15 protein-coding genes and 1 tRNA gene are annotated in these 20232 nt (G+C 61.5%); 12 read left to right on the top strand and 4 right to left on the bottom strand.

Features of this window, described 5'->3' with window-relative positions; all coding sequences use genetic code 11:
• Window positions 1–676 precede the first annotated feature (676 nt).
• On the top strand, window positions 677–3226 hold the full coding sequence (locus NF78_RS26815) for a putative bifunctional diguanylate cyclase/phosphodiesterase (RefSeq protein WP_197065011.1): 2550 nt from the start codon (window positions 677–679) through the stop codon (window positions 3224–3226).
• A 280-nt stretch (window positions 3227–3506) separates the two neighbouring features.
• On the top strand, window positions 3507–3875 hold the full coding sequence (locus tag NF78_RS26810) for a thioredoxin family protein (RefSeq protein ID WP_035994464.1): 369 nt from the start codon (window positions 3507–3509) through the stop codon (window positions 3873–3875).
• Between the two features lie 11 nt (window positions 3876–3886).
• On the opposite strand, the gene ribD is transcribed toward NF78_RS26810, so the two are convergent.
• Window positions 3887–5026 (bottom strand): bifunctional diaminohydroxyphosphoribosylaminopyrimidine deaminase/5-amino-6-(5-phosphoribosylamino)uracil reductase RibD, encoded by a 1140-nt coding sequence (ribD, locus tag NF78_RS26805; protein WP_318655521.1) that lies wholly within the window; start codon window positions 5024–5026, stop codon window positions 3887–3889.
• 130 nt (window positions 5027–5156) lie between these two features.
• On the opposite strand from ribD, the gene NF78_RS26800 reads away from it, so the two are divergent.
• From NF78_RS26800 to NF78_RS26790, 3 genes are all read left to right on the top strand, one after another.
• The gene (locus NF78_RS26800) at window positions 5157–6314 is read left to right on the top strand and encodes a DegT/DnrJ/EryC1/StrS family aminotransferase (RefSeq protein WP_035994459.1); all 1158 of its coding nucleotides are present in this window, start codon (window positions 5157–5159) and stop codon (window positions 6312–6314) included.
• Window positions 6315–6575: 261 nt separating this feature from the next.
• Window positions 6576–8282, top strand: a complete 1707-nt coding sequence (locus tag NF78_RS26795) for an ABC1 kinase family protein (RefSeq protein WP_035994457.1) — start codon at window positions 6576–6578, stop codon at window positions 8280–8282.
• A gap of 178 nt (window positions 8283–8460) precedes the next feature.
• Window positions 8461–8772 carry a hypothetical protein gene (locus tag NF78_RS26790; protein WP_263970723.1) on the top strand — a complete coding sequence of 104 codons (312 nt, stop codon included), beginning with the start codon at window positions 8461–8463 and terminating at the stop codon, window positions 8770–8772.
• Between the two features lie 192 nt (window positions 8773–8964).
• On the opposite strand, the gene NF78_RS26785 is transcribed toward NF78_RS26790, so the two are convergent.
• Window positions 8965–10758 (bottom strand): sensor histidine kinase, encoded by a 1794-nt coding sequence (locus NF78_RS26785; protein WP_225885437.1) that lies wholly within the window; start codon window positions 10756–10758, stop codon window positions 8965–8967.
• A gap of 126 nt (window positions 10759–10884) precedes the next feature.
• On the opposite strand from NF78_RS26785, the gene NF78_RS26780 reads away from it, so the two are divergent.
• On the top strand, window positions 10885–12801 hold the full coding sequence (locus NF78_RS26780; RefSeq protein ID WP_225885436.1) for an EamA family transporter: 1917 nt from the start codon (window positions 10885–10887) through the stop codon (window positions 12799–12801).
• A gap of 16 nt (window positions 12802–12817) precedes the next feature.
• Here the strand turns inward: NF78_RS26780 and NF78_RS26775 are convergent.
• Window positions 12818–12904: transfer RNA gene (locus NF78_RS26775), tRNA-Ser, on the bottom strand.
• Between the two features lie 192 nt (window positions 12905–13096).
• On the opposite strand from NF78_RS26775, the gene NF78_RS26770 reads away from it, so the two are divergent.
• The 6 genes from NF78_RS26770 to NF78_RS26745 all read left to right on the top strand — a co-directional run bounded on the left by NF78_RS26770 (window position 13097) and on the right by NF78_RS26745 (window position 18354).
• The gene (locus tag NF78_RS26770; RefSeq protein ID WP_035994451.1) at window positions 13097–13465 is read left to right on the top strand and encodes a 2Fe-2S iron-sulfur cluster-binding protein; all 369 of its coding nucleotides are present in this window, start codon (window positions 13097–13099) and stop codon (window positions 13463–13465) included.
• Window positions 13466–13525: 60 nt separating this feature from the next.
• Window positions 13526–14380, top strand: a complete 855-nt coding sequence (locus NF78_RS26765; RefSeq protein ID WP_035994448.1) for an inositol monophosphatase family protein — start codon at window positions 13526–13528, stop codon at window positions 14378–14380.
• A gap of 131 nt (window positions 14381–14511) precedes the next feature.
• Entirely contained in the window at window positions 14512–15465 is a 954-nt protein-coding gene (locus NF78_RS26760; protein WP_052051053.1) for a J domain-containing protein, read from the top strand.
• Window positions 15462–16724, top strand: coding sequence for an ATP phosphoribosyltransferase regulatory subunit (locus NF78_RS26755; RefSeq protein WP_318655520.1), 1263 nt, complete (start codon window positions 15462–15464; stop codon window positions 16722–16724). Before NF78_RS26760 ends, NF78_RS26755 begins: the two co-directional genes overlap by 4 nt.
• A gap of 149 nt (window positions 16725–16873) precedes the next feature.
• Window positions 16874–17101, top strand: a complete 228-nt coding sequence (locus NF78_RS26750; protein ID WP_035994442.1) for an indolepyruvate ferredoxin oxidoreductase subunit alpha — start codon at window positions 16874–16876, stop codon at window positions 17099–17101.
• 152 nt (window positions 17102–17253) lie between these two features.
• Entirely contained in the window at window positions 17254–18354 is a 1101-nt protein-coding gene (locus NF78_RS26745; RefSeq protein WP_035994439.1) for a sensor histidine kinase, read from the top strand.
• A 42-nt stretch (window positions 18355–18396) separates the two neighbouring features.
• Here the strand turns inward: NF78_RS26745 and menD are convergent, their stop codons facing one another.
• On the bottom strand, window positions 18397–20208 hold the full coding sequence (gene menD, locus NF78_RS26740; RefSeq protein WP_035994436.1) for a 2-succinyl-5-enolpyruvyl-6-hydroxy-3-cyclohexene-1-carboxylic-acid synthase: 1812 nt from the start codon (window positions 20206–20208) through the stop codon (window positions 18397–18399).
• Between the last annotated feature and the right edge of the window lie 24 nt (window positions 20209–20232).

Below are 20232 nucleotides of genomic sequence, written 5' to 3'. Positions count from 1 at the left end.
ACCTCGGCCTTAATAGATTTAAGCTTCGCTGATGGCCGTAGGTTGCTGCCTGCCGTGGTCAACGCAAGCCCGGGTCATCTTGTTGTTTAGGGAGCGTCTACCCTCAGGCTGAGCTCACCGAATCCTGGGGTTACAACGATACATCTCATGCAAACTCCGTTCGGACATACCGTTCGTTCTCGCCATTCAGCCCTCGCTCTGGGGACGCTATCGTTGACAGCTATTGTTGTTTTTCAGGCCTTCGGGGTAGAGTCGGTCGCCAGCGCCAAGAGCCGGGACGAGTTCCCAGGCCGACGTCAGGGCGGCGGTACCCACTGGGTCACACCCAGTCCGGCCAGGGTAGAGTAGGCTGGCCGGAACGCCTTCCATGCCTGGAGCTATAATCCCGCGCCAGTGAAGCATTATATAAAGTATCCTGCGGTGGCGGCGGACTCTAACCTGAGTCTGCCGCCACCGGTGTTTAGGCCGGGGAGAGAACGTTGATGGGATCGACAGGCAATAGATAGACCTGTTTACCAATAAGAAAGCTATAACACTGGCAAAAGGATCGTCGATCTGGGCATGCTTGACACCAGTTCTGCTCCCCTGGCGTCTTGACTAAGGACAGGGAAGCCCTGGTGTGTTACCTGAGCCATTCTCCGTCGTTAGTTTCTGTCTTTACAAAGGCCCAGCAATTGTGAAAGGGACGATCCACAGAATCAGCCATCGGCTGCGCCGAGACGTCGTACCTCAGACGCTGCAATGGTGGGGACGCACCCCGCTCAACAGCGGCGGCAAGATAGTGCTGTTGGCTAGTATCCTGGCCAGCACCCTGGTGACGGGGGTAAAGCTGCTCAACGTTCTAGAACCAGCGGAACTGTTTCTATTTGATCAACTGGTGCGGTTTCTCCCGAGTGAAGAGCTCGACCCGCGGATGACCATTGTGGGGATTACCGAGGCCGATATTCGCCAGTATGGCTGGCCTCTCAGCGATGCCCTGCTGGCTGAAGTGATTCAGACCCTTCAGGCCCAAAACCCCAGGGTGGTTGGCCTGGACCTCTACCGAAGCACCCTGCGCCCGCCGGGCTCGGCTGCCCTGATTGACGCCCTAGCTGCCCCCAATCTGATCGCCATCATGAATGTGGGCAGTTCCCAGGGCCAGGGTGAAGTGCCGCCGCCACCCACCGTTGAGCCAGAGCGGGTAGGGTTCAACGATTTTCCCACCGACTCCGACGGCGTGATCCGCCGCAACCTGATCTTCGTGCGCAGTCCTGAGGGTGGCTACTACTCCTTTGCCCTGCGCGTGATCATGGCCTTTCAGGGTTATGCTGCTGGGGCTCTGAAGGCGGAGGCCAATCACCTGATTTTGGGCGATCGCGCCATTCGAGTCCTCTCTTCCCAGGATGGTGGCTATCAAAACGTTGACAGCAGTGGCTACCAAATCCTGTTGCGCTACCACACCGACCACCTGCCAGCCCGCCACCTTTCCATCAGTCAGGTGTTAAGTCAGCAGTTTGAACCCGACTGGATCGAGGGCAACATCGTCCTGATTGGCACGACGGCCGCCAGCCTTAAGGATCGCTTTTTTACCCCGTTTAGCTTCAACCAGGACACAGAGTTGACCATGCCTGGGGTCGTCATCCACGGGCAAATGATTCGCCAACTGCTTGACATCATTACCGATCGGCCCGCCCAGTACCGGTTTCTGCCCCCCTGGAGCGAATGGCTGTGGCTATGGGGCTGGTGTTTGGCCGCCGGTAGCCTGGTCTGGTTCGCCCGGGGGCCCAGCGGTTTGCTGCTGTCGGGCGGTCTGCTGCTGGGAGCCTTGGGCGGCAGCGGTTGGCTGGGAATCAATGAGCTGGTGTGGCTTCCCCTAGCGGAACCGGCTACCGGCATAGTGGCGACTACCGCCGTGGTGCTGGCCTACAAGCTGCTCTACCGTACCACCCACGACGCTTTGACCGGCCTGCCTAACCGAGAGGCTTTTATCGGCACAATTCAGCATGCCCTGCACTACCGTCAAAATCCTGAACTGCCAGTGATTGTGGCCTTTATGGGTATTGATCGCTTTAAGGTAATTAACGAAAGTCTGGGGCACCAGGTGGGCGACGAAGTGCTGCAGATCATGACCCAGCGCCTGGTGCAGCACATGCCCCCCGAAGCCCAGGTGGCGAGGGTGGGCGGCGATGAATTTGCGCTGCTGCTCACCCATCTGCCCGGTGCTGCCGCTGGAGAGGTGATGGATCGGTTGCAGTACGCCCTCTCTGAACCGCTCCATCTACACGGCCAAAAGCTGCCCAGCACCCTCAGCATTGGCGTAGCCATCAGTCAACCGGGGCTGGCCTACAAACCCGCCAATCTCCTGCGGGATGCCCACACGGCCATGTACCGGGCTAAAGCCCTGGGCAAGTCACGCTTTGAGGTGTTTGCCCAGGGCATGCTCACCGAAGCCGTCAACCGACTACAGCTCGAAAGCGACCTGATCAACGCCCTCGACAACCAAGAGTTTCTGCTCTACTACCAGCCCATTGTCAATCTCAAAACTGGAGCCTTAGCTGGGTTTGAAGCCCTGGTTCGGTGGCATCAGAAAGACCGTGGCTTTGTGCTGCCCAGTGCCTTTATTCCGGCAGCAGAGGAAACTGGGTTAATTATGGCCCTGGGTCAGTGGATCTTTCAGGAGGCCTGTCGACAGTTGCGCCACTGGCACCTGCTGTTTCCGCACCATCGCCATCTGACCATGAGCATAAACCTCTCCAACCGCCAGTTTGGCCAGGCCGATCTGGTCAGTCAGATCGAGGCTGCCCTGCAGGAAACCCAGGTGGATGGTCGCTGCATCCGCCTGGAGATCACCGAAAGCATGGTGATGGGAGACGTCGATGCCGCGATCGACCTGATGCTCAAACTCAAGGCCCTGGACCTCAAGTTAGCCATCGACGACTTTGGCACCGGGTACTCCTCCCTCAGCTACCTGCACCGCTTTCCGATGGATACCCTAAAAGTTGACAAGTCCTTTGTGGGTCGGTTGGAGAAGAGTAATGAAGACCGGGCCATTATCAACACCATTTTGACCCTGGGCCAAAAGCTGGGTATGGACGTGGTCGCCGAGGGGGTCGAGACAGCTACCCAGATGGTTATTCTGCAGCAGGAAGGCTGCGACTACGGGCAGGGCTACTTTTTCGCTAAGCCCCTGCCCGCCGCCGATGCCCTGGACCTGCTCCGGCAGCACCAGCCTATCGAGTGTCCATAGCATGCTGGAAGCGTTGGAGCTGGGCGATCGCAGCCTGTCGGCCATAGCCTGATTATTCCTGGCCCTCCCGGGTTCCCGTTAGGCAGGGCTGTGTTAGGAATTTGGCACAATCGTTATTTTTGCCCATTAACTTCCATTCTCAACTGGTCTACAATGATCCCAATAGCAAACATAATATTTTCTCATTACCCTCAAACGTTACAGTCGAACGCTACAGTTTTCCGTGGGTGCTCCTGAGAGGGGATCCCAGACGGTTAGTCAAGCTCCTTTTATATAACCAATGTTAATGTCTGTTGGCGAAGCCACGTTTAGAACAGTCGTACTTGAGTCTGAGCTGCCTGTTCTCGTCCATTTTTGGGCTCCCTGGTGCGGGCTCTGTAAGCTAATTACCCCAGTTTTGCAAAGTTTTCAGGCCGAATGGGACGACCAGGTGCGGCTGGTCGATGTCAATGCTGACGAAAATCTGCGGTTGGCCAATACCTACCGGCTTTCCAATTTGCCCACGCTGCTGCTGTTTGACCAGGGCGAGGTCTCCCGGCGGCTGGAGTCATTTCGCGGTAAGGACGACCTGCGCCTGACGCTGGACGGGTTCATGCGCAGTCGGGAGCTCATCTACGACCTTCCCCGGCTGGTCCGTATTTATCCCTAGCCCTGAATCCCCTAGTTCTGAACCAGGTACGCCTCCAGCAGTAGGTCGTCCCCCAGGGTGCGCCAGGTGGTGCGCTCCAGGGTGAGTGCCTGCCCCATGTGCCGAATTCCCAGGTCCCCCACGGGTCCGGGGGCGGCGTCGCCCCCCACCAGCTTGGGCGCGACAAAGGCCCATAGCTTGTCGATAACACCATCTGCGATGGCTTGGGCGGAGAGCCGTCCGCCGCACTCCCACAGCACGGCGGCACAGCCCCGTTGATACAGCGCCTCGGTGACCAGGCGGGGGTTCAAGGCCGGAAGGGTCACCACCTCTACTCCCTGGGCGACCAGCCGCTCTTGCCTGGCTGGGTCGGCTGCGGTGGCGGTAAACACCACCGTTGGCGCCACCTCTACGGACCATAGATGGGCCTGGGCAGGCAATTCGAGTTCGCGGCTCATCACCACCCGGAGCGGGTTGTGGGCACTTTGCCCGTGGCTGGTCAGCTGAGGGTTGTCGCGGCGGACCGTATTGCCCCCTACCACTACCGCATCACAGGTTGAGCGCAGCTGATGAACGGCGGCTCGGGCCATCGGTCCAGTTACCCAGGCGCTGTGACCGCCCGTGGCCGCAATTTTGCCGTCCAGGGTCATGGCATATTTCAGCAGCCCCAGGGGGCGCTGGCGGGTGACCCGCTGAATAAACGCTTCATTGAGGCGCTGGCAGGCGGCTGCTTCTACCCCGACTTCAACCTCGATACCGGCCTGCTGCAGGCGCTGAATACCCGTGCCAGACACCCTGGGGTCTGGATCGACCATGCCGACCACCACCCGACGCACCCCCGCTTTGATCACGGCCTCGGTACAGGGGGGCGTGCGACCGGTGTGGTTGCAGGGCTCCAGGTTGACGAAGAGGGTGGAGTCTCTGGCCCGATCGCCCGCCTGAGCCAGGGCAAACACCTCGGCGTGGGGGTGTCCAGCCCCTGGGTGGAACCCTTCCCCCACCACCAGCCCCTGGTTCAGCACAACGCACCCGACCATTGGGTTAGGGGCGGTTTGGCCGGCGGCCCGGCGCGCCAGTTCCAGACAGCGCCGCATCCAGCGAGCCTGATCGGCCTGGGGAGACCTATCCTGGGCAAAATCGGGGGCGTGGGAAAAAATGGGCAAGTCAGTCAAGGCATTCTCCTGGGTTGGCGCAGCGGTAGATAGGGGGGATGGGCCGGTGCCTACCCCTGGGCTCTCTCGGACTCCGATGCAGCCATGGGGTAGGGTAAACTAGGCCTATCCACTAGATGAGTGTGAGCGAGTGAGTGTAATTCCTCCTGTCGATCTTACGGAGCAGTTTCGGACCATTCAATCTGACGTCAATGCTGCCGTAGCAGAGGTGCTAGCTTCTGGACAGTACATCAACGGCCCCATCGTCGGCACCTTTGCCCAGGCCTTTGGTAACTACGTCGGCACCGAGCACTGCATTGTGTGTAATTCTGGCACTGACGCTCTGTATCTGGCGCTGCGATCGCTAAATATTGGCCCCGGAGACGAAGTCATTACCTCGCCGTTTACCTTTATTGCCACGGCAGAGGCCATCAGTGCGGTAGGGGCAACGCCAGTCTTTGTCGATATTGATCCCAGCACATTCAATTTAGATGTGGCCAAGATTGAGGCTGCCATCGGCGATCGCACCCGAGCGATCATGCCCGTGCACCTGTTTGGTCGGCCCGTGGATATGGGGCCGGTGATGGATCTGGCTACACGCTACGACCTGAAGGTGATCGAAGACTGCGCCCAGGCTACCGGTGCCGAGTGGATGGGGCAGCAGGTCGGCTGCATCGGCCATGTGGGCTGCTTTAGCTTCTTTCCGACCAAAAACCTGGGGGGCTGTGGCGACGGCGGGGCCCTGACTACCGAGGATGAAAATCTTGCTGCCACCGCCCGGATGCTGGGAGAGCACGGCAGCCGGGTCAAGTATCACCACGAGGCGATCGGGGTAAACAGCCGCCTAGACTCCGTTCAAGCGGCCATTCTAGCCATCAAGCTGCGTCACCTCGACACCTGGAACCAGCAGCGCAGGGCCGTCGCCGAGCGCTACCATAGCCTGCTGGAGCCCATTGACGAAATCGTTTGCCCACAGCCAGTGACCTTCGGGCGCTCGGTCTGGAACCAGTACACCCTGAGGCTGCCCCAGGCCACCGCCGCAGGACAGGAGCGCAATCAGGTGCAGCAGCTCCTGCGCGAGGCCGGGGTGATCTGCATGGTCTACTACCCCGTACCGCTCCATTTGCAGCCGGTCTACAGCCACCTCGGCTATAAACCCGGTGACCTGCCCGAGGCCGAAACTGCGGCCCACCAGGTGCTGTCGCTACCCATGTTTCCCGAGCTGGGAGAAGCCGCCCAAACCCAAGTTGTTCAAACCCTGAAGGACACCCTGGCCCAGGTGGGCTTCAAGGCGACTCAATACTGCTGATCCCCAAGCTGGGCCAATCCAGCCTCAGTCCGGCGGGGCGCCAGCCCCTAGCCCCTGGCGTTGGAACGTTGGGACAGACTCGTCAAGGTTGTTTGTAGTTTTCTATACTATTATTAAAGGTGAATTAACCCAACTCAGGGGTTTTCGATCCTCGTTGGCCGCAACAGCTGTTGTTGGCGTCAGTGGGTCCGCGATCGACCCCGTCAATTTGGGCCGCACCGTACAGAGACGTAACTGTGACGTAGGGGGCAAGTAGGCGCAGTGGCAGCGACAGATCCAGCTTTATTGGGCACCTACGATGCAGGGGCGATCGCCCGCTACTTCCGCTGGCGATTGATCACCCTGGGCTGGCGGGTCTTGCAGATTTCCTGGTGGCTGGGCACCTTTGTGCTGGGCCTCCAGACGGACCGCTGGCTGAAGCAGGAAGCTCAAAACCGTCCGCGCCGCGCCGCCCAGCTGCGGCAGGTGCTCACCAATTTGGGCCCCACCTTTATTAAAGTCGGCCAGGCCCTTTCCACTCGGCCCGACCTGGTGCGGCAGGATTTTCTCGACGAGCTGACCAAGCTCCAGGACCAGCTGCCGCCTTTTCCAACCGCCGAGGCGATGGCCATTGTTGAGGCGGAGCTGGACTACAGTCCCCAGGAAATTTTCAGCCAGCTCTCGCCGCTGCCGGTAGCGGCGGCAAGCTTGGGGCAGGTGTATCGGGGGCGGCTGTTTTCCGGCGAAGAGGTGGCTGTGAAGGTGCAGCGACCGAATCTGCGTCCGGTCCTGTGCCGCGATCTCTACCTGATGCGCTGGGCCGCCAGCTGGCTGGGCCGGTTTTTGCCCCTCAACCTGGGGCACGACCTGACCCTGATCGTCGATGAGTTTGGCACCAAGCTGTTTGAGGAGATCGACTACCTCAATGAGGGCCGCAATGCGGAGCGGTTTGCCGCCAACTTTAAGGAGGATCCCACCGTCAAAGTGCCGATCATCTACTGGCCCTACTGTAGTCAGCGGGTGCTCACCCTGGAGTGGATTGACGGCTGTAAGCTCACCGACACCGCAGCGCTGCAGCGAGACAATCTGGACCCCAATCGTCTAATTGAAATTGGCGTTACGGCAGGGCTGCGCCAACTGCTGGAGTTTGGCTTCTTCCACGCCGACCCCCACCCGGGCAACCTGTTTGCGATGGCCGATGGCCGGATGGCCTACATCGACTTCGGCATGATGGATCAGCTCGATCAGATTACCAAGGAAACCCTGGTCGATGCTGTCGTGCACCTGATCAACCAGGACTTTGAGAGTCTGGGGCAGGATTTTGTCAAACTGGGCTTTTTAACTCCCGAAACCGACCTCGGCCCCATTGTGCCGGCCCTCAATCGAGTACTGGGCGATGCCCTGGGCTCCAGGGTCAGCGACTTTAACTTTAAAACGGTTACTGATCAGTTTTCGGAGCTGATGTACGAGTATCCGTTTCGGGTACCGGCTAAGTTTGCCCTGATCATTCGCTCCCTGGTGACCCAGGAGGGCCTGGCCTTGAGCCTCAATCCCGACTTCAAGATTATCAATGTGGCCTACCCCTACGTGGCTCGCCGCCTGCTGCTGGGCGAAACCCCGGCTCTCCGGCAGCGGCTGCTGGAGGTGCTGTTTCAGGACGGTCAGCTGCAGTGGCAGCGGTTGGAAAACATGCTGGCGATCGCCCGCGGCGACACTGGCTTTGACCTGCTGCCCACTGCCGGGCTGGGCCTGCGGTACCTGATGTCTGAGGAGGGCGTGCACCTGCGCCAAATGCTTGTCCTGGCTCTCACGGAGGACGACCGGCTCCATACCCAGGAGGTGCAGCGACTCTGGACCCTGGTCAAAGACGATATCACCTTCGATCGGGTGCTGGGGGTTGCCTGGGGAGCCCTGACGAACTATTCCCTGGAGCGGGCTGAACAACTGGTGCCAGTGGTCGGCGGTCTGCGCCAGGCACTGCAACCCTGATCATAGATCCAGGCTTGGCCTTGCAGGCAAGGGTTGCCACTGCTATTTACCCGAAAAACCTGTCGGTTGAGGAGCAGCTCTCCCCTATAATCAGGGGAAGTAAATTATTGTTTCGGTTTTTAAGCCTGTGTACTCACAACCGCCCTACGTTTTACTTCTGGCTGGTTTTTTGGCTGCGGTGACTTCGGGCTATGCCTTTAGCACCGCACTACAGCAGTCGGTTAGCGAATGGAACAGCAAACGGTCTACCCGCATTTTGGCAACGCTGCGGGGGCCACAGCTCCAGGTTCCCTTCTTCGGTATCTGTGCTGGCGTGTGCGTGTTTTTAGCCTCCGGGATCGAGCTCTTTGGCTTTTCGACCAAAGCGGCCTATGCCATGGGGGCCCCCATGACCCTGCTGTGCGGCTTGCTGATCTGGTCCCAGCTGGGCAGAATTTTGCTGCTAATCGAAGAGGGGGGGTCTAAAGCCCTCGACCTGGACGCTTTCTAGGGCGCCTCATCAATTGAGGCTAAAAGCTCGGTATATCCAGCTTTGCCACGCCCGACCCAAACACCAGGCTAGGGGCTGTAACCCTTCATTTTTGGGCGTTTGGCAGCTAATTGATAACAGACTCTATGAGTCGGCCATCGGCCCAGGGGCTGGCCGACTGAAGTCCTCCCCCTGGTCAGCGAAATAGGCGACTCAGGTGGCGCTGGTCAGGGGGAGCGCTACCGTCACTTCGGTCCCATCCTGGCTGGAGGAAATGCTCAGTTGCCCCTGATGGGCCTCGACAATGCGCTTGGTGATGGCTAACCCCAGACCGTTGCCCGAGGCTTTGGTGGTGAAGAACGGCTGGGTTAGCTTGGGCAAGACCTCGGGCGCGATGGGCTCCCCATCGTTGTGAACGGTGATGAACACCTGTCCGGCCGCGGGTGGTCGCACCGCCCAGGTAATAGCTCCGGTGGCGGTGCAGGCCTCACGGGCATTGGTCAACAGGTTGATGAACACCTGCTTGAGCTTGTCGCGATCGCCACTGACAATTACCCGGTAAGGCAGGGTTTTTACGGCCAGAGCCGGCAAGCGATCGCCCTCATTCTGCCCCAGGGTGGCGGCCAGATGCTGCACAAAGCTGTTGATGTCGATCGGCTCCAGCACCAGGGCCGGATCGCGCGAATACATCAAAATGCTGTTGAGCAGTTTTTGCAGCCGCTCAGACTCCTCTAGCGCCAGGGCCAGGCGACGCTGATAGCGATCGGGCAGATCCAGGGATCGAAACGCATTCAGCCCCAGCAGTACCGTGGTCAGCGGACTGCGCACCTCGTGGACAATCATGGCTGCCAGCTCGCCGATTTCGGCCAGGCGAGCCTGGGCCGCTTCGGAGGCCCTGCGATCGCGAATGTCGCGGGCCAGGGCCAGCCCGTAGCGATCGCCGCCCAGGTCAAGCACCCCCAGCCGTACCTCCACCGGAAAGCCCAGGCCATCCTTGCGCTGGTGCCAGCCCTCAAGGGTTAGCGGTGCCCCGGGTCTGAGCTGCTGCCAAATGGCCTCAAAGTCGCTCTGGCTATAGGTGGTTTGAATCTCGGTCACGCTCAGGCGCAGCAGTTCATCGCGGCTGTAGCCCAGGCTATCGCAGGCGTTCTGGTTCACGTCCCGAACCCGTCCACCGGCATCGACCACAAAAAATGCGTCCACCGCCTGCTCGACCAGGGTGCGAAAGCGGGTTTCGCTCTGCTTGCGGGTCGCCACGGCAGCGGTAATCTGCCCAAACATTTGCTCAAAGGCGACGATGACATCCCCCAACTCATCGGCGCTGGCGTAGGGCAGCGACGCAAAGGCCAGGGCTTGGGGGTCGCAGTCATCGCCAATGGCCCGACCGGCGGCGATCAAATCCTGCCGCAGCAGCATAATCGGTTTGATCAGCAGTTGCCGCAGCACCACCAGGGTGGCCCCGGTCACAAATATAGAAATAATGACCACCAGCCCGAGAATGCGCCCCACAAAGGCGAAAAACTCCCGCTGCACTCCCCGGGCGTCGTGGCGCACAATCAGCACGTAGCGACCGCGCAGGGGCGGCATGTCCCAGGGGGCGTCGTAGCGGTGCTGGCGGCGGTAGTAGCGATCGGGACGCCAGCGCTGCTCGCTCTCGGCCAGGGTCAGCTGGGGTGCTTCGCCAAAGCTGCCCACCCGAGCGCCATACTGGTCGTAGATTGCCCCCCCCAGGATGACTTGATTGGTTTCCAGCCCCTGGAGGTGGTCGATCAGCATCTCGTCCTCAAGGCTGGCCAGGGTAGCGGCATTGAGACGGCCTGCGACCTGAGCTGTAGACAGCGATCGGAGGGAGTTCAGCAGCTCCCACTCGCGCCGCATTACCGAGGGCACCAAAATCACGGCCTCAATCACGACAATGCTCAAAAACACCCAGTAGGCAATGCGCTTAGACAGCCTGGCCGTTAAAAATTCACCGATGGATTGCAGCGTTGGGCTCTGTCCAGCCATGCTAAATGTGGCTCTACTAGAGATCTTTTTGAATTTTTTGAGCACAATACTAGCATTCGCGACGGTGCAGCCATGCAGGCCCTTACCGTCGCAGTCGATGATCGCATCCTAACGAGACAGATACCCATGGGGCCCTCTGACCATCTACCTGATTCTTCTACTCCCCAGCCGGACACCCGGTCAGCTGAGGCCATTTTGCGGGTGCTGGGGCAAGACCTGGAGGTGCTGCGTCATCAAGTTGCGGACGACCTGTCCAACGATATTGCCCATCTCCAGGCCAAAAAGCAGCGGCTGATGGCCGACATCGAAGCCCTGGAAGGGGACTACGAGGTCCTACGGGGTCAGCATCAGCAGCTCCAAACCACCTACGCTGAAGGTCTGTCGCAGCAGCAGATTGCCCAGCAGCAGGCCTGGGCCAAACGACTGGCGGTGGCTCTGGCCACCCATTTGCAGGGGCGGCTAGAGACGGCCCTGGCCCAAGCTCATCCCAGGGGTATGCCCAGCCTCCCCCAGATCGAGGGGCTGGCTCCGTCAGCCCATGCCATCCAGGGGCTGTCCGACCTGGATGCAACCCTTCAGAACACCTTCAATTCGATTCAGCAGGATTTGACCAGCTACCACAGCAACCTCTCGCAGCAGATCAATCGCATGCAGAGCGTAGAGCAGCAGGGAGAAGCCATTCTAGAAGCCCTGGTGGCCAGGCTGAGCCAGCAACTCCAGGGACAGATGACATCGCCACCGGCCCAAACCGGCTATAGCCTGCCGCTCTCGGAGGCAACCCCTGCCGGACTGACCCTGCCCCCCAGGACCTACCGCAGTCCGCGGCCCCATCCGGGTTCGGCTGCCTCGGTGGACCAGCGCCAGCCCTCGCCTGACCCCGGTCCGCCCGGCGCGGCCCAGGCTCGTCCTCGGTCCCAGCCCCAGGCCAGTTCTTTAGGAGTTGGCCCGGCGGGGATTGCCTCCCCAGGAGCCCCGGTCTCTGAGCGGAGCAGCCCTCCCACCCAATCCCAGCTTCAGTTGGGACTGATCCTGGTGGTGCTGTCGACCCTGGCTCTTTCGCTGCACAACGTCATCGTCGGCGTCATTGGCTATGGAGGACAGCTTTTAGGGCAATTGCCCATTGAATCAGTGCTGCCCCTCACCATTCCCAACTCCCTGCTGCTGCTGTGGCTGCGAATGGTAGTGGTGGTGCCCCTGCTGGCTCTGGTAGCCCCACGCCTCTACCCCCGAGTAGGGGGCGATCTGCGGCAACTCTTCCAGAACCCCGACCGCCGACCCCTGGCGCAGGTCGTGGCCAGCGGCAGTTTTTTGTTTCTGTCCCAGGTGCTGATTTACAAAGCTATTGCCGATGTCGGCCCGGGGGTCGCGGTGACGCTGCTGTTTATGTACCCGCTGATCACGGTACCCCTGGCCTGGTTTCTGTTTGGCGATCGCCCCACCCCACTGCGGTTGGTGGTCATGTTTGCCATCAGCATGGGCATTGTGTTTACGGCCCTACCGCGGATCTATAGCGATCTGACCGGCAGCGGCGTGTCGCTCTGGGGCGTGGGCGCGGCTCTCCTGGCCAGCGTCGCCTTTGCGCTCTTTTTGATCGCCATGCAGCTTAGCTTTAAGCGGCTACACCCGGTTTCGGTCAGCCTGATGCAGTTTTCGACGATCTTTATCCTCACCAGTCTCATCTTGATCGTTGGCACGTTCTTTGGGCTGGACCCTGGCCAACCTAACCAACCCCTGAACCTCTACATTGGAGCCGGGCTGCTGGGACTGCTGACCCTGCTGGGGTATTTGTTCAATAACTACGGCGTCAAGCTGCTGGGTGCTTCCCAGGCCTCGATTGTGGCCGCCAGTGGGCCAGTGGTTACGGCGCTGCTGGCTTACATTATCACCCCCGGTGAAAAGTCCACCCTGCTTTTTATTCAGTGGATGGGCGTCATTTTGGTCACCCTGGGGGTGATCTCGCTCAGCCTGGAACGCCTGGCCAGCCAACGCCGTCAGACCAGACGCCGCAGCGCAGTACCCACCAACACCGGGCAGTGGCACTAACAAGATATATCTAAAACGGAGAGAGAGGGATTCGAACCCTCGTTAGAGTCACCCCTAAACAGCATTTCCAGTGCTGCGCCTTCAACCGCTCGGCCATCTCTCCAGGGGGAGTGGTTCAACACCACCGAGAGGCTATCGTAGCAAACAATGGAGCGCGATAACAGGGGCCAGGGCGGATTCTGGGATGAGGTGGCCAAATTTGCCCAGGGACAATTTTTCGTGCGACCATGGAAAGGCAGACACTGCGGCGATCGCCTTATCCTGCCCGTTCCCCTAGCGCCACTTCCCCGACCCCATGGTTCGTACCCACACCGTTACCATTCACCATCGCCAGACCGGGCGTTTCTACACCGTAGAGGTGCCCGAGGACCGCTACATTCTCCAGTCGGCTGAGAGCCAGGGGGTAGAGCTGCCGTTTGCCTGCCGCAATGGAGCCTGCACCGCCTGCGCCGTGCGCCTGCTCGAGGGCGAAGTCGAGCAGCCCGAGGCCATGGGGCTATCCCCCGACCTGCGCCGTCAGGGGTACGCGCTGCTGTGCGTGAGCTATCCCCGCAGCGATCTGCGGGCCGAAACCCAGGACGAGGACGAGGTGTACGAACTGCAGTTTGGTCGTTACTTTGGCAAGGGCAAGGTGCGCAGGGGTCTACCGCTGGAAGACGATTGAGGGCTGAACCTCCCCCCTCTACCCACTCTTTAGTTGCTAAATTTCAGCCCTCTGTTTCCTATGCCGCTTCCCCCTGCATCCGATCTACAGCGGTGGCTCGACAGTGCCACCGAGGCCGCCCTGGCCGCCGGAGCTGTGCTCCAGCACCACTGGGGCAACCTCAGCCACATTGATGAAAAGGGGCGATCGGGCGACCTGGTCACCGAGGCTGACCGGGGAGCCGAGGCGGCGGTGATGGCGGTGCTGGAACGGCACCTGCCTGCCAACCACGGTATTTTGGCCGAAGAATCGGGGGTGATTCGCGATCGCGAGGCCAGTCTGCTCTGGGCGATCGATCCCCTCGACGGCACCACCAACTACACCCACCAGTACCCCTTCTGTGCGGTTTCCATTGGCCTGCTGGCCGAGGGAGAGCCGGTTTTGGGCGTCATTTACGACCCCATCCATCGCGATTTATTTCGCGCCGCGGCTGGGTTGGGGGCCACGCTCAACCGCCGCCCAATTCATGTTTCCAAGACAGAGCACCTGGCCCAAAGCCTCCTGGTAACCGGGTTTGCCTACGATCGCCGCGAAACCGCAGACAACAACTATGCCGAATTTTGCCACTTCACCCATCTGACCCAGGGGGTCCGCCGCGGCGGGGCGGCTGCCATTGATCTGGCCTACGTGGCCTGCGGGCGGTTGGACGGCTACTGGGAGCGCGGCCTGGCCCCCTGGGATATTGCCGCAGGCATTGCCCTGGTGCGGGAGGCGGGCGGCAAAGTCACCGCCTACGACGGCACCCCCATCGACGTAATGGCTGGTCGGCTGCTGGCCACCAACGGCCACCTTCACCAGGCTATGAGCCATACCCTGGGCCAAATTAAGCCCCTGGAGCTGCCGCCCTTACTCGAAGGGCCCAACCCTGGGGCGTGAGTTTAGCTCACCTCTGCCAATAAAAACGGCTGGAGCTGGTTAAACTGAGGTTGGCTGGGTAGAGTAAGGAGCCCTTTACCCCCTGTATCCATTGACGTACTTTTCCTAGGCCGTCCCTGCAGTAGGTGACTATGAAACCAGAACAAGGGCTGTTTCAAGCTGACTTTGACGACCATCACGCGGTGCTGGGGGTGCCCATTACTGCCGATGCCAAAGCCGTCCGCAAGCGCTACCTAGCCATTGCCCGCAGGCTACATCCCGACAGTTTGTCAGGGTCTTCTCCCGAGGAGGCCCAGCGGGCCAGCGAAGTTCTCTCAAAACTGGTCAACCCCGCCTACGAAGCCCTGAGCCAGGAAAAATCGAGCACCGAGCACGGACTGATGCTCAAGCTCAAGGGCCAGACCCTCCGCCGCGGCGGCAAGGCCCCCGCCGTGACCTCGACAACCGCCCAGGATCTGCTCAAAGCGCCCCACCTCGATGCCGCCTATCGCCAGGCGGTCACCGGTCTGGCCGCGCAGCAGTTCGACCAGCTCGAGTCCCTCACGGAGGTGATGGGCACGTTGAGCGAGCTAAATGTGATTTATCTGTACCGCAGCAGCGGGGATGCAGGCACTCCAGCCAGTGCCCCGGTCACGTCCGCTCGGCCGGCGACGCGATCGCAGCCAGCCACCGCTGCCCCTCCCCCGCCCCCCACGCCGCGCCAAAACCAGGCCGCTATTCTGGGCAGCTACATCAACCGAGCCCAGGAGTACGAGCTGAACAAAGACTACAGCCGCGCCATTCTGGAGCTCCGCGAAGCGGTCAAAGTCTATCCCAACGACGTCAATTGCCACAGCTATCTATCGGCCCTTTACCTCAAGGCCGGTCAGGGCACCATGGCCCGCATCCATGCCAAGCGAGCGTTAGAAATTGACCCTAACGACGAACGAGCCAAAACTGTTCAGGCCCGAGTCGATCGATCCGCTGGGGCGGCCTCCGGTGGAGCCAAGACCAACGCCAAAGCCTCCAGCGCTAAACCAGCCAACAAGGGAGCCTCTGACAAAGGCGGTGGTTTCTTTGGTCTGTTTGGAGGAAAGAAAAAGTGATCGCCTACCAACCCCCTGCCGGAGCGCGCGACCTGCTGCCCCTGGATGTCGCTCAAAAACACTGGATTGAAAATCGCCTGGAGCAAGTTTTTCAGCGCTGGGGCTATCACCGCATCATCACCTCCACCGTGGAGCGGATGGATACGCTGATGGCGGGCGGAGCGATTGATCAGGCCGCTGTGATTGAGCTTCAGCCCGTGGCCGGCAAGCGCCTGGGACTGCGGCCTGAGCTTACCGCCTCGATCGCCCGGACCGCCGTGACCCGCCTGGCCAGGGTGACCTACCCCCAGCGCCTCTACTACAACGCCAATGTCTTTCGCCAGGCCACCGAGACCAGCCACGGCGGCCAGCAGGAGTTCTACCAGGCCGGGGTAGAACTGCTGGGAGCAGGGGCCACGGTGGCCGATGCCGAGATTGTGCTGCTACTGCTGGATTGTCTCCACCACCTGCACCTCGACTCCTGGTGTCTAATTTTGGGGGATGCCCAGCTGACCCAGGCGCTGCTGGCCCCTTTTGCCGCCGACCAGCGGCAGGCCGTGCGGCAGGCCCTGGCCAACCTCGACCGGGTAGCCCTGGAGGCGATGGAACTGCCCCCAGAGCTACACCGGCATGCCCTCAACCTGCTGGACCTACGGGGCCACCCCGAGGACGTCCTCCAGTCCCTGGGGCAGCTGCCTCTGGACGGTGATACCCAGGCGGCGGTGGAGCGGCTCAAGTCGCTGGTGGCCCTGGTGCGCGAGGTCACCCAGGCCCAGCCAGCCAGCCGACTGGCCCCAGGGGGCGATCGCGCTGCCCCAGCCCTAACCCTAGACCTGAGCTTGATTCAGCCCTTCGACTACTACACCGGTCTGGTCTTTGAAGTAGTCACCGGCCCCGCCCAGGGGTGCCAGGTCCTTGGCCAGGGCGGCCGCTACGACAACCTGCTGGGGGTGTTTCAGGGTCAGGGTCAGGGGTTCCCGGGGATTGGCTTTGTGCTCAACATCGAGGCGCTGCACCAGGCGCTGCTGCCCGCCGGACAGCTGCCGCAGGACACTCCCCCCAGCGACTGGCTGGTGGTCCCCACCGCACCCCAGGCGGCGGCGGCAGCCTTTACCTACGCCCAAACCCTGCGCTCCTCGGCCAGCCTGGTACGGGCCGAGGTCCACCTGGCCACCGATGAATCGCCCGCCGCCACCCGCGCCCTGGCCCGCCAGCGCCACATCAGCCGCATTGCCTGGATTGGCCCCGACGGGTTGCCAGATATTGAAGCCCTGAACTAACGTAGGGGATGGCTGCCGCCCCTGACCCGAAGGCTCGATGGCAAAAGGGTCGTAGCGGAAACAGTCCAATATGTCCACACTGGGGAAACAGAAATTCCCTGGTTGTTGGCTTGCGCTGCTAAGTTGTTTTGCCCTGGTAAGGAGAGCCTGTGGCCCACACCATTGTGACAAACGTCTGTGAAGGGGTAGCCGACTGCGTCGATGCCTGTCCGGTAGCCTGTATCCATGAGGGGCCGGGCAAAAATACCAAGGGCACCGACTGGTACTGGATTGACTTTTCCACCTGCATTGACTGCGGCATTTGCCTCCAGGTCTGCCCCGTAGACGGGGCAATTTTGCCGGAAGAACAGCCTGATTTGCAGCAAACTCCAGCCTGAGCGCCCTCCGGTTCTGTTTTTGCCAGGGGGCGATCGCAGCTTTGGGCCTGTCGCTCTAAAACCTGCGATAGGTCTTTGGTTGGAACTCTGCCTCCTGATCTAGCCTAGAGGTCTGACCTCCCCTGCCCTGGCTCAGCCCTGCGTTTTTGTCTATGGCCAAAGTTAGTCTACGGAGTCGCCTGTTTTTCTCTCACCTGGCGGTGATGGGAATTGGCATTTTGACCCTGGCGGTGATTGGCCGTCTCTACACCCCCCGTCTGTTTGTCGTTTCGCTGGAGCGCTACGAGAACGGGGTGCTCAGCGTGCAGCGCCGAACCCAGCTGGTGAAGGGGTTTGAAGCGGCCTGGAGCCGGGGCATGCTGTGGGCTATTTTGGTCGGTGGCGGCACGGCGGGCGGGCTGAGCTACTGGGTGTCGAGGCGCATCATTCGACCCCTGGACCAGATGACTGAGGTGACGCGATCGTTTGCCTCTGGCCGCCTGGACTCCCGTGTCCCGCCGTCAGAGATCCTGGAAATTCAGCGCTTGGCCAACAGCTTTAACCGGATGGCCGCTGACCTGGAGGGGGTGGAGGAACATCGGCGCGAGCTGATCGGCGACCTCACCCACGAATTGCGTACGCCCCTGACCATTATCCACGGTTACCTGGAGGGTTTAGCCGACGGCACCGTGAGCCCTGAGCCCGAGCTTTACCAGCGGCTGGCGGGAGAAACCACCCGCCTTCAGCGCCTGGTCAACGACCTGCAGGAGCTCTCCAAGCTGGAGGCGGGCTACCTACCGATTCAGGCCCAAACGGTTGCCCTGTGCCCTCTGCTGGCGGCGGTGGTGCACCCCTTCAGCGATCAGTTTGTCAGCAGCGATCGGGTCGCCATCACCCTCCAGTGTCCGCCGGATCTGCCTTCGGTCAATGCTGATCCCAGCCGGATTGAGCAAATTTTGATCAATCTGTTGGGCAATGCGCTGCGCTACACCGAAAAGGGATCGGTGACGGTGAACGCCTGGGCGGAACCCGAGCGAGTTTACGTCAGCGTGGCCGATACCGGCATTGGCATCGCCGAAGAAGATGTACCCTACGTGTTTGAACGGTTTTGGCGGGCCGATCGCTCCCGCAACCGCAGTTCTGGAGGAACCGGTCTGGGCCTGACCATCTGTCGTCGCCTGGTGGAGGTGCAGGGGGGCAAAATTGAGGTGAAAAGCCAGCTGGGGGAGGGGAGCGAGTTTACCTTTTGGCTTCCCCAGGCGAAGAAAACCTGAGTCTAGAGGTCTTACCCCGGCTCGCTGGGCAACGGGATTACATTACGGCGTGTCTATTCCGAGCTGGAGCAGCTGGGCTGGCGGGGTCAGCAGCTGTTGCCGGATGTGGTTGGACTGCTTGCGATCGCACTGTACCTCCAGCAGCCGCGCCCCGCGCTCAGGCAGGGTGCTAAGGCTGGCCTCCAACTGGCTCCAGGTGAAAACCCGCTCGTAGTTGACCCCGTAGGCAGCGCAGAGGCGGCTGAGATCAACGGTTTGAGGCGTCGTAAAACAGTCCTCAAACCAGGTGTCGCCGGGGGCTGAGGCGGTGGCAATCGGCAACCGCTCAAAGATGCCGCCGCCCCGGTTGTTGATCACCACCACGCTCAGGTGCCCCCGCAGGCGGGGCAGGCTGAGCCAGCCGTTGGTGTCGTGCAGCAGCGCCAGGTCGCCCGTCAGCAGCACCGTGGGCGGGCCGCCGTGGGCGATGCCCAAAGCGGTGGACAGCGTACCATCGATGCCGTTGGCCCCCCGGTTGCAGTAGGGGCGCAGGGCGCGATCGCCCGGCGGCCAAAACCACTCCACATCGCGGATCGGCATACTGTTGGCGATTACCAGGGGGGTCCCCGACGGCAAGCAGCGGGCCAGCAGCCAGGGTACCTTGCCCTCAAAGCTCTCCTCCAGCCCGCCCAGAGCGGTATCCAGGTGGTGGCGCAGTCTGCGCTCCAGGGTCAGCCACTGCTGCAAGTAGGGGCTGCCTTGGTCTGTGCTCCACTTCGGCGGGCGGGGCTGGAGGGTGGCGATGGCGCTCCCCAGGTTCTCGGGGGCCAGGGGCACGGCGGTGGCTGGACCGTGGAGGGGGTCGAGGTTGGCCCCCAGGGGGTCGATTACCCAGCGGCGAGGCTGGGTGGTTTGCAGCCACTCGCGCAGGCGCTTGCTGGTCGGCAGCGGCCCCATCTGGATCACCTGCTCCGGCACCAGGGCCTGGGCCGCCTGGGCCACCCCCTCCGGTTCACCCAGGGCCAGGTCGTAGGTGCTGACCAGGTAGGGATTGAGGAGGGCGGCCTGGCGGAGGGGAGACAGCCCCTCCGCCAGCACCGGCCAGCCCAGGTAGGCGGCCAGGGCCGCCACCGCTTTACAGTAGGCCAGCGGCTCGACGGGCTGGGCCGGGCCAGCAACAATCAGGCCGCGATCGCACGTTCGCCAAATTTCCAGCAGCGGCGTAACGGCGAGGCTGTACTCCCCTGCGGTCCTGGCTGGGGCTGCAACGGTCGCTAAAAAGCCCTCGTCCAGCACCTGCTTCAGGCCCACCGCCGAATCGTCCGCCATAGGGGCCAGGGGGTCGCGCAGGGGACAGTTGAGGTGCACAGGCCCAGGCACCGGGTAGAGCGATCGGCCCCAGGCCTGTCCTAGGGTCTGTCGTAGGTAGCGCAGCATGGGCTCGGTCGCCACGGGCACCGCCAGCTCGGCGTACCAGTTGGGAAATGACCCAAACAGCCGCTGCTGATCGATGGTCTGGCCCGAGGCGCAGTCGCGCAGCTCCGGTGGGCGATCGGCGGTCAGCAACAGCAGAGGAATACGGCTCTCCTTCGCCTCAATGACGGCGGGGTAGTAGTTGGCTCCGGCCGTGCCCGAGGTGCATACCAGCGCCACCGGCAGCCCCGTTCGCCGCGCTACCCCCAGGGCAAAAAAGGCCGCCGAGCGCTCATCGAGCACAGGCACCACCTCAACGTCGGGGTGCTGGGCCAGGGCCAGGGTGAGCGGAGCGGAGCGCGAGCCGGGGGAAATTACGGCGGTCTCTAACCCCAGGCGCACCAGGGTAGCCACCAGCACCGAGGCCCAGAGGGTATTTGTGTTGCGAAAGTCAAAGGTCATGGATGGAGGTCAGGGGCAGAGGGG

This window comes from Leptolyngbya sp. KIOST-1 (assembly GCF_000763385.1).
GTDB lineage: Bacteria > Cyanobacteriota > Cyanobacteriia > Phormidesmidales > Phormidesmidaceae > Nodosilinea.
Note: the sequence above shows the minus strand (reverse complement) of the source record. Positions and strands in the feature narration are given on the sequence as shown.

Coding starts and splice junctions, on each gene's coding strand:
- NF78_RS26810 (WP_035994464.1), top strand. CDS start 3,507: ATGTTAATGTCTGTTGGCGAAGCCACGTTTAGAACAGTCGTACTTGAG.
- NF78_RS26785 (WP_225885437.1), bottom strand. CDS start 10,758: ATGGCTGGACAGAGCCCAACGCTGCAATCCATCGGTGAATTTTTAACG.
- NF78_RS26780 (WP_225885436.1), top strand. CDS start 10,885: ATGGGGCCCTCTGACCATCTACCTGATTCTTCTACTCCCCAGCCGGAC.
- NF78_RS26770 (WP_035994451.1), top strand. CDS start 13,097: ATGGTTCGTACCCACACCGTTACCATTCACCATCGCCAGACCGGGCGT.
- NF78_RS26765 (WP_035994448.1), top strand. CDS start 13,526: ATGCCGCTTCCCCCTGCATCCGATCTACAGCGGTGGCTCGACAGTGCC.
- NF78_RS26760 (WP_052051053.1), top strand. CDS start 14,512: ATGAAACCAGAACAAGGGCTGTTTCAAGCTGACTTTGACGACCATCAC.
- NF78_RS26745 (WP_035994439.1), top strand. CDS start 17,254: ATGGCCAAAGTTAGTCTACGGAGTCGCCTGTTTTTCTCTCACCTGGCG.
- menD (WP_035994436.1), bottom strand. CDS start 20,208: ATGACCTTTGACTTTCGCAACACAAATACCCTCTGGGCCTCGGTGCTG.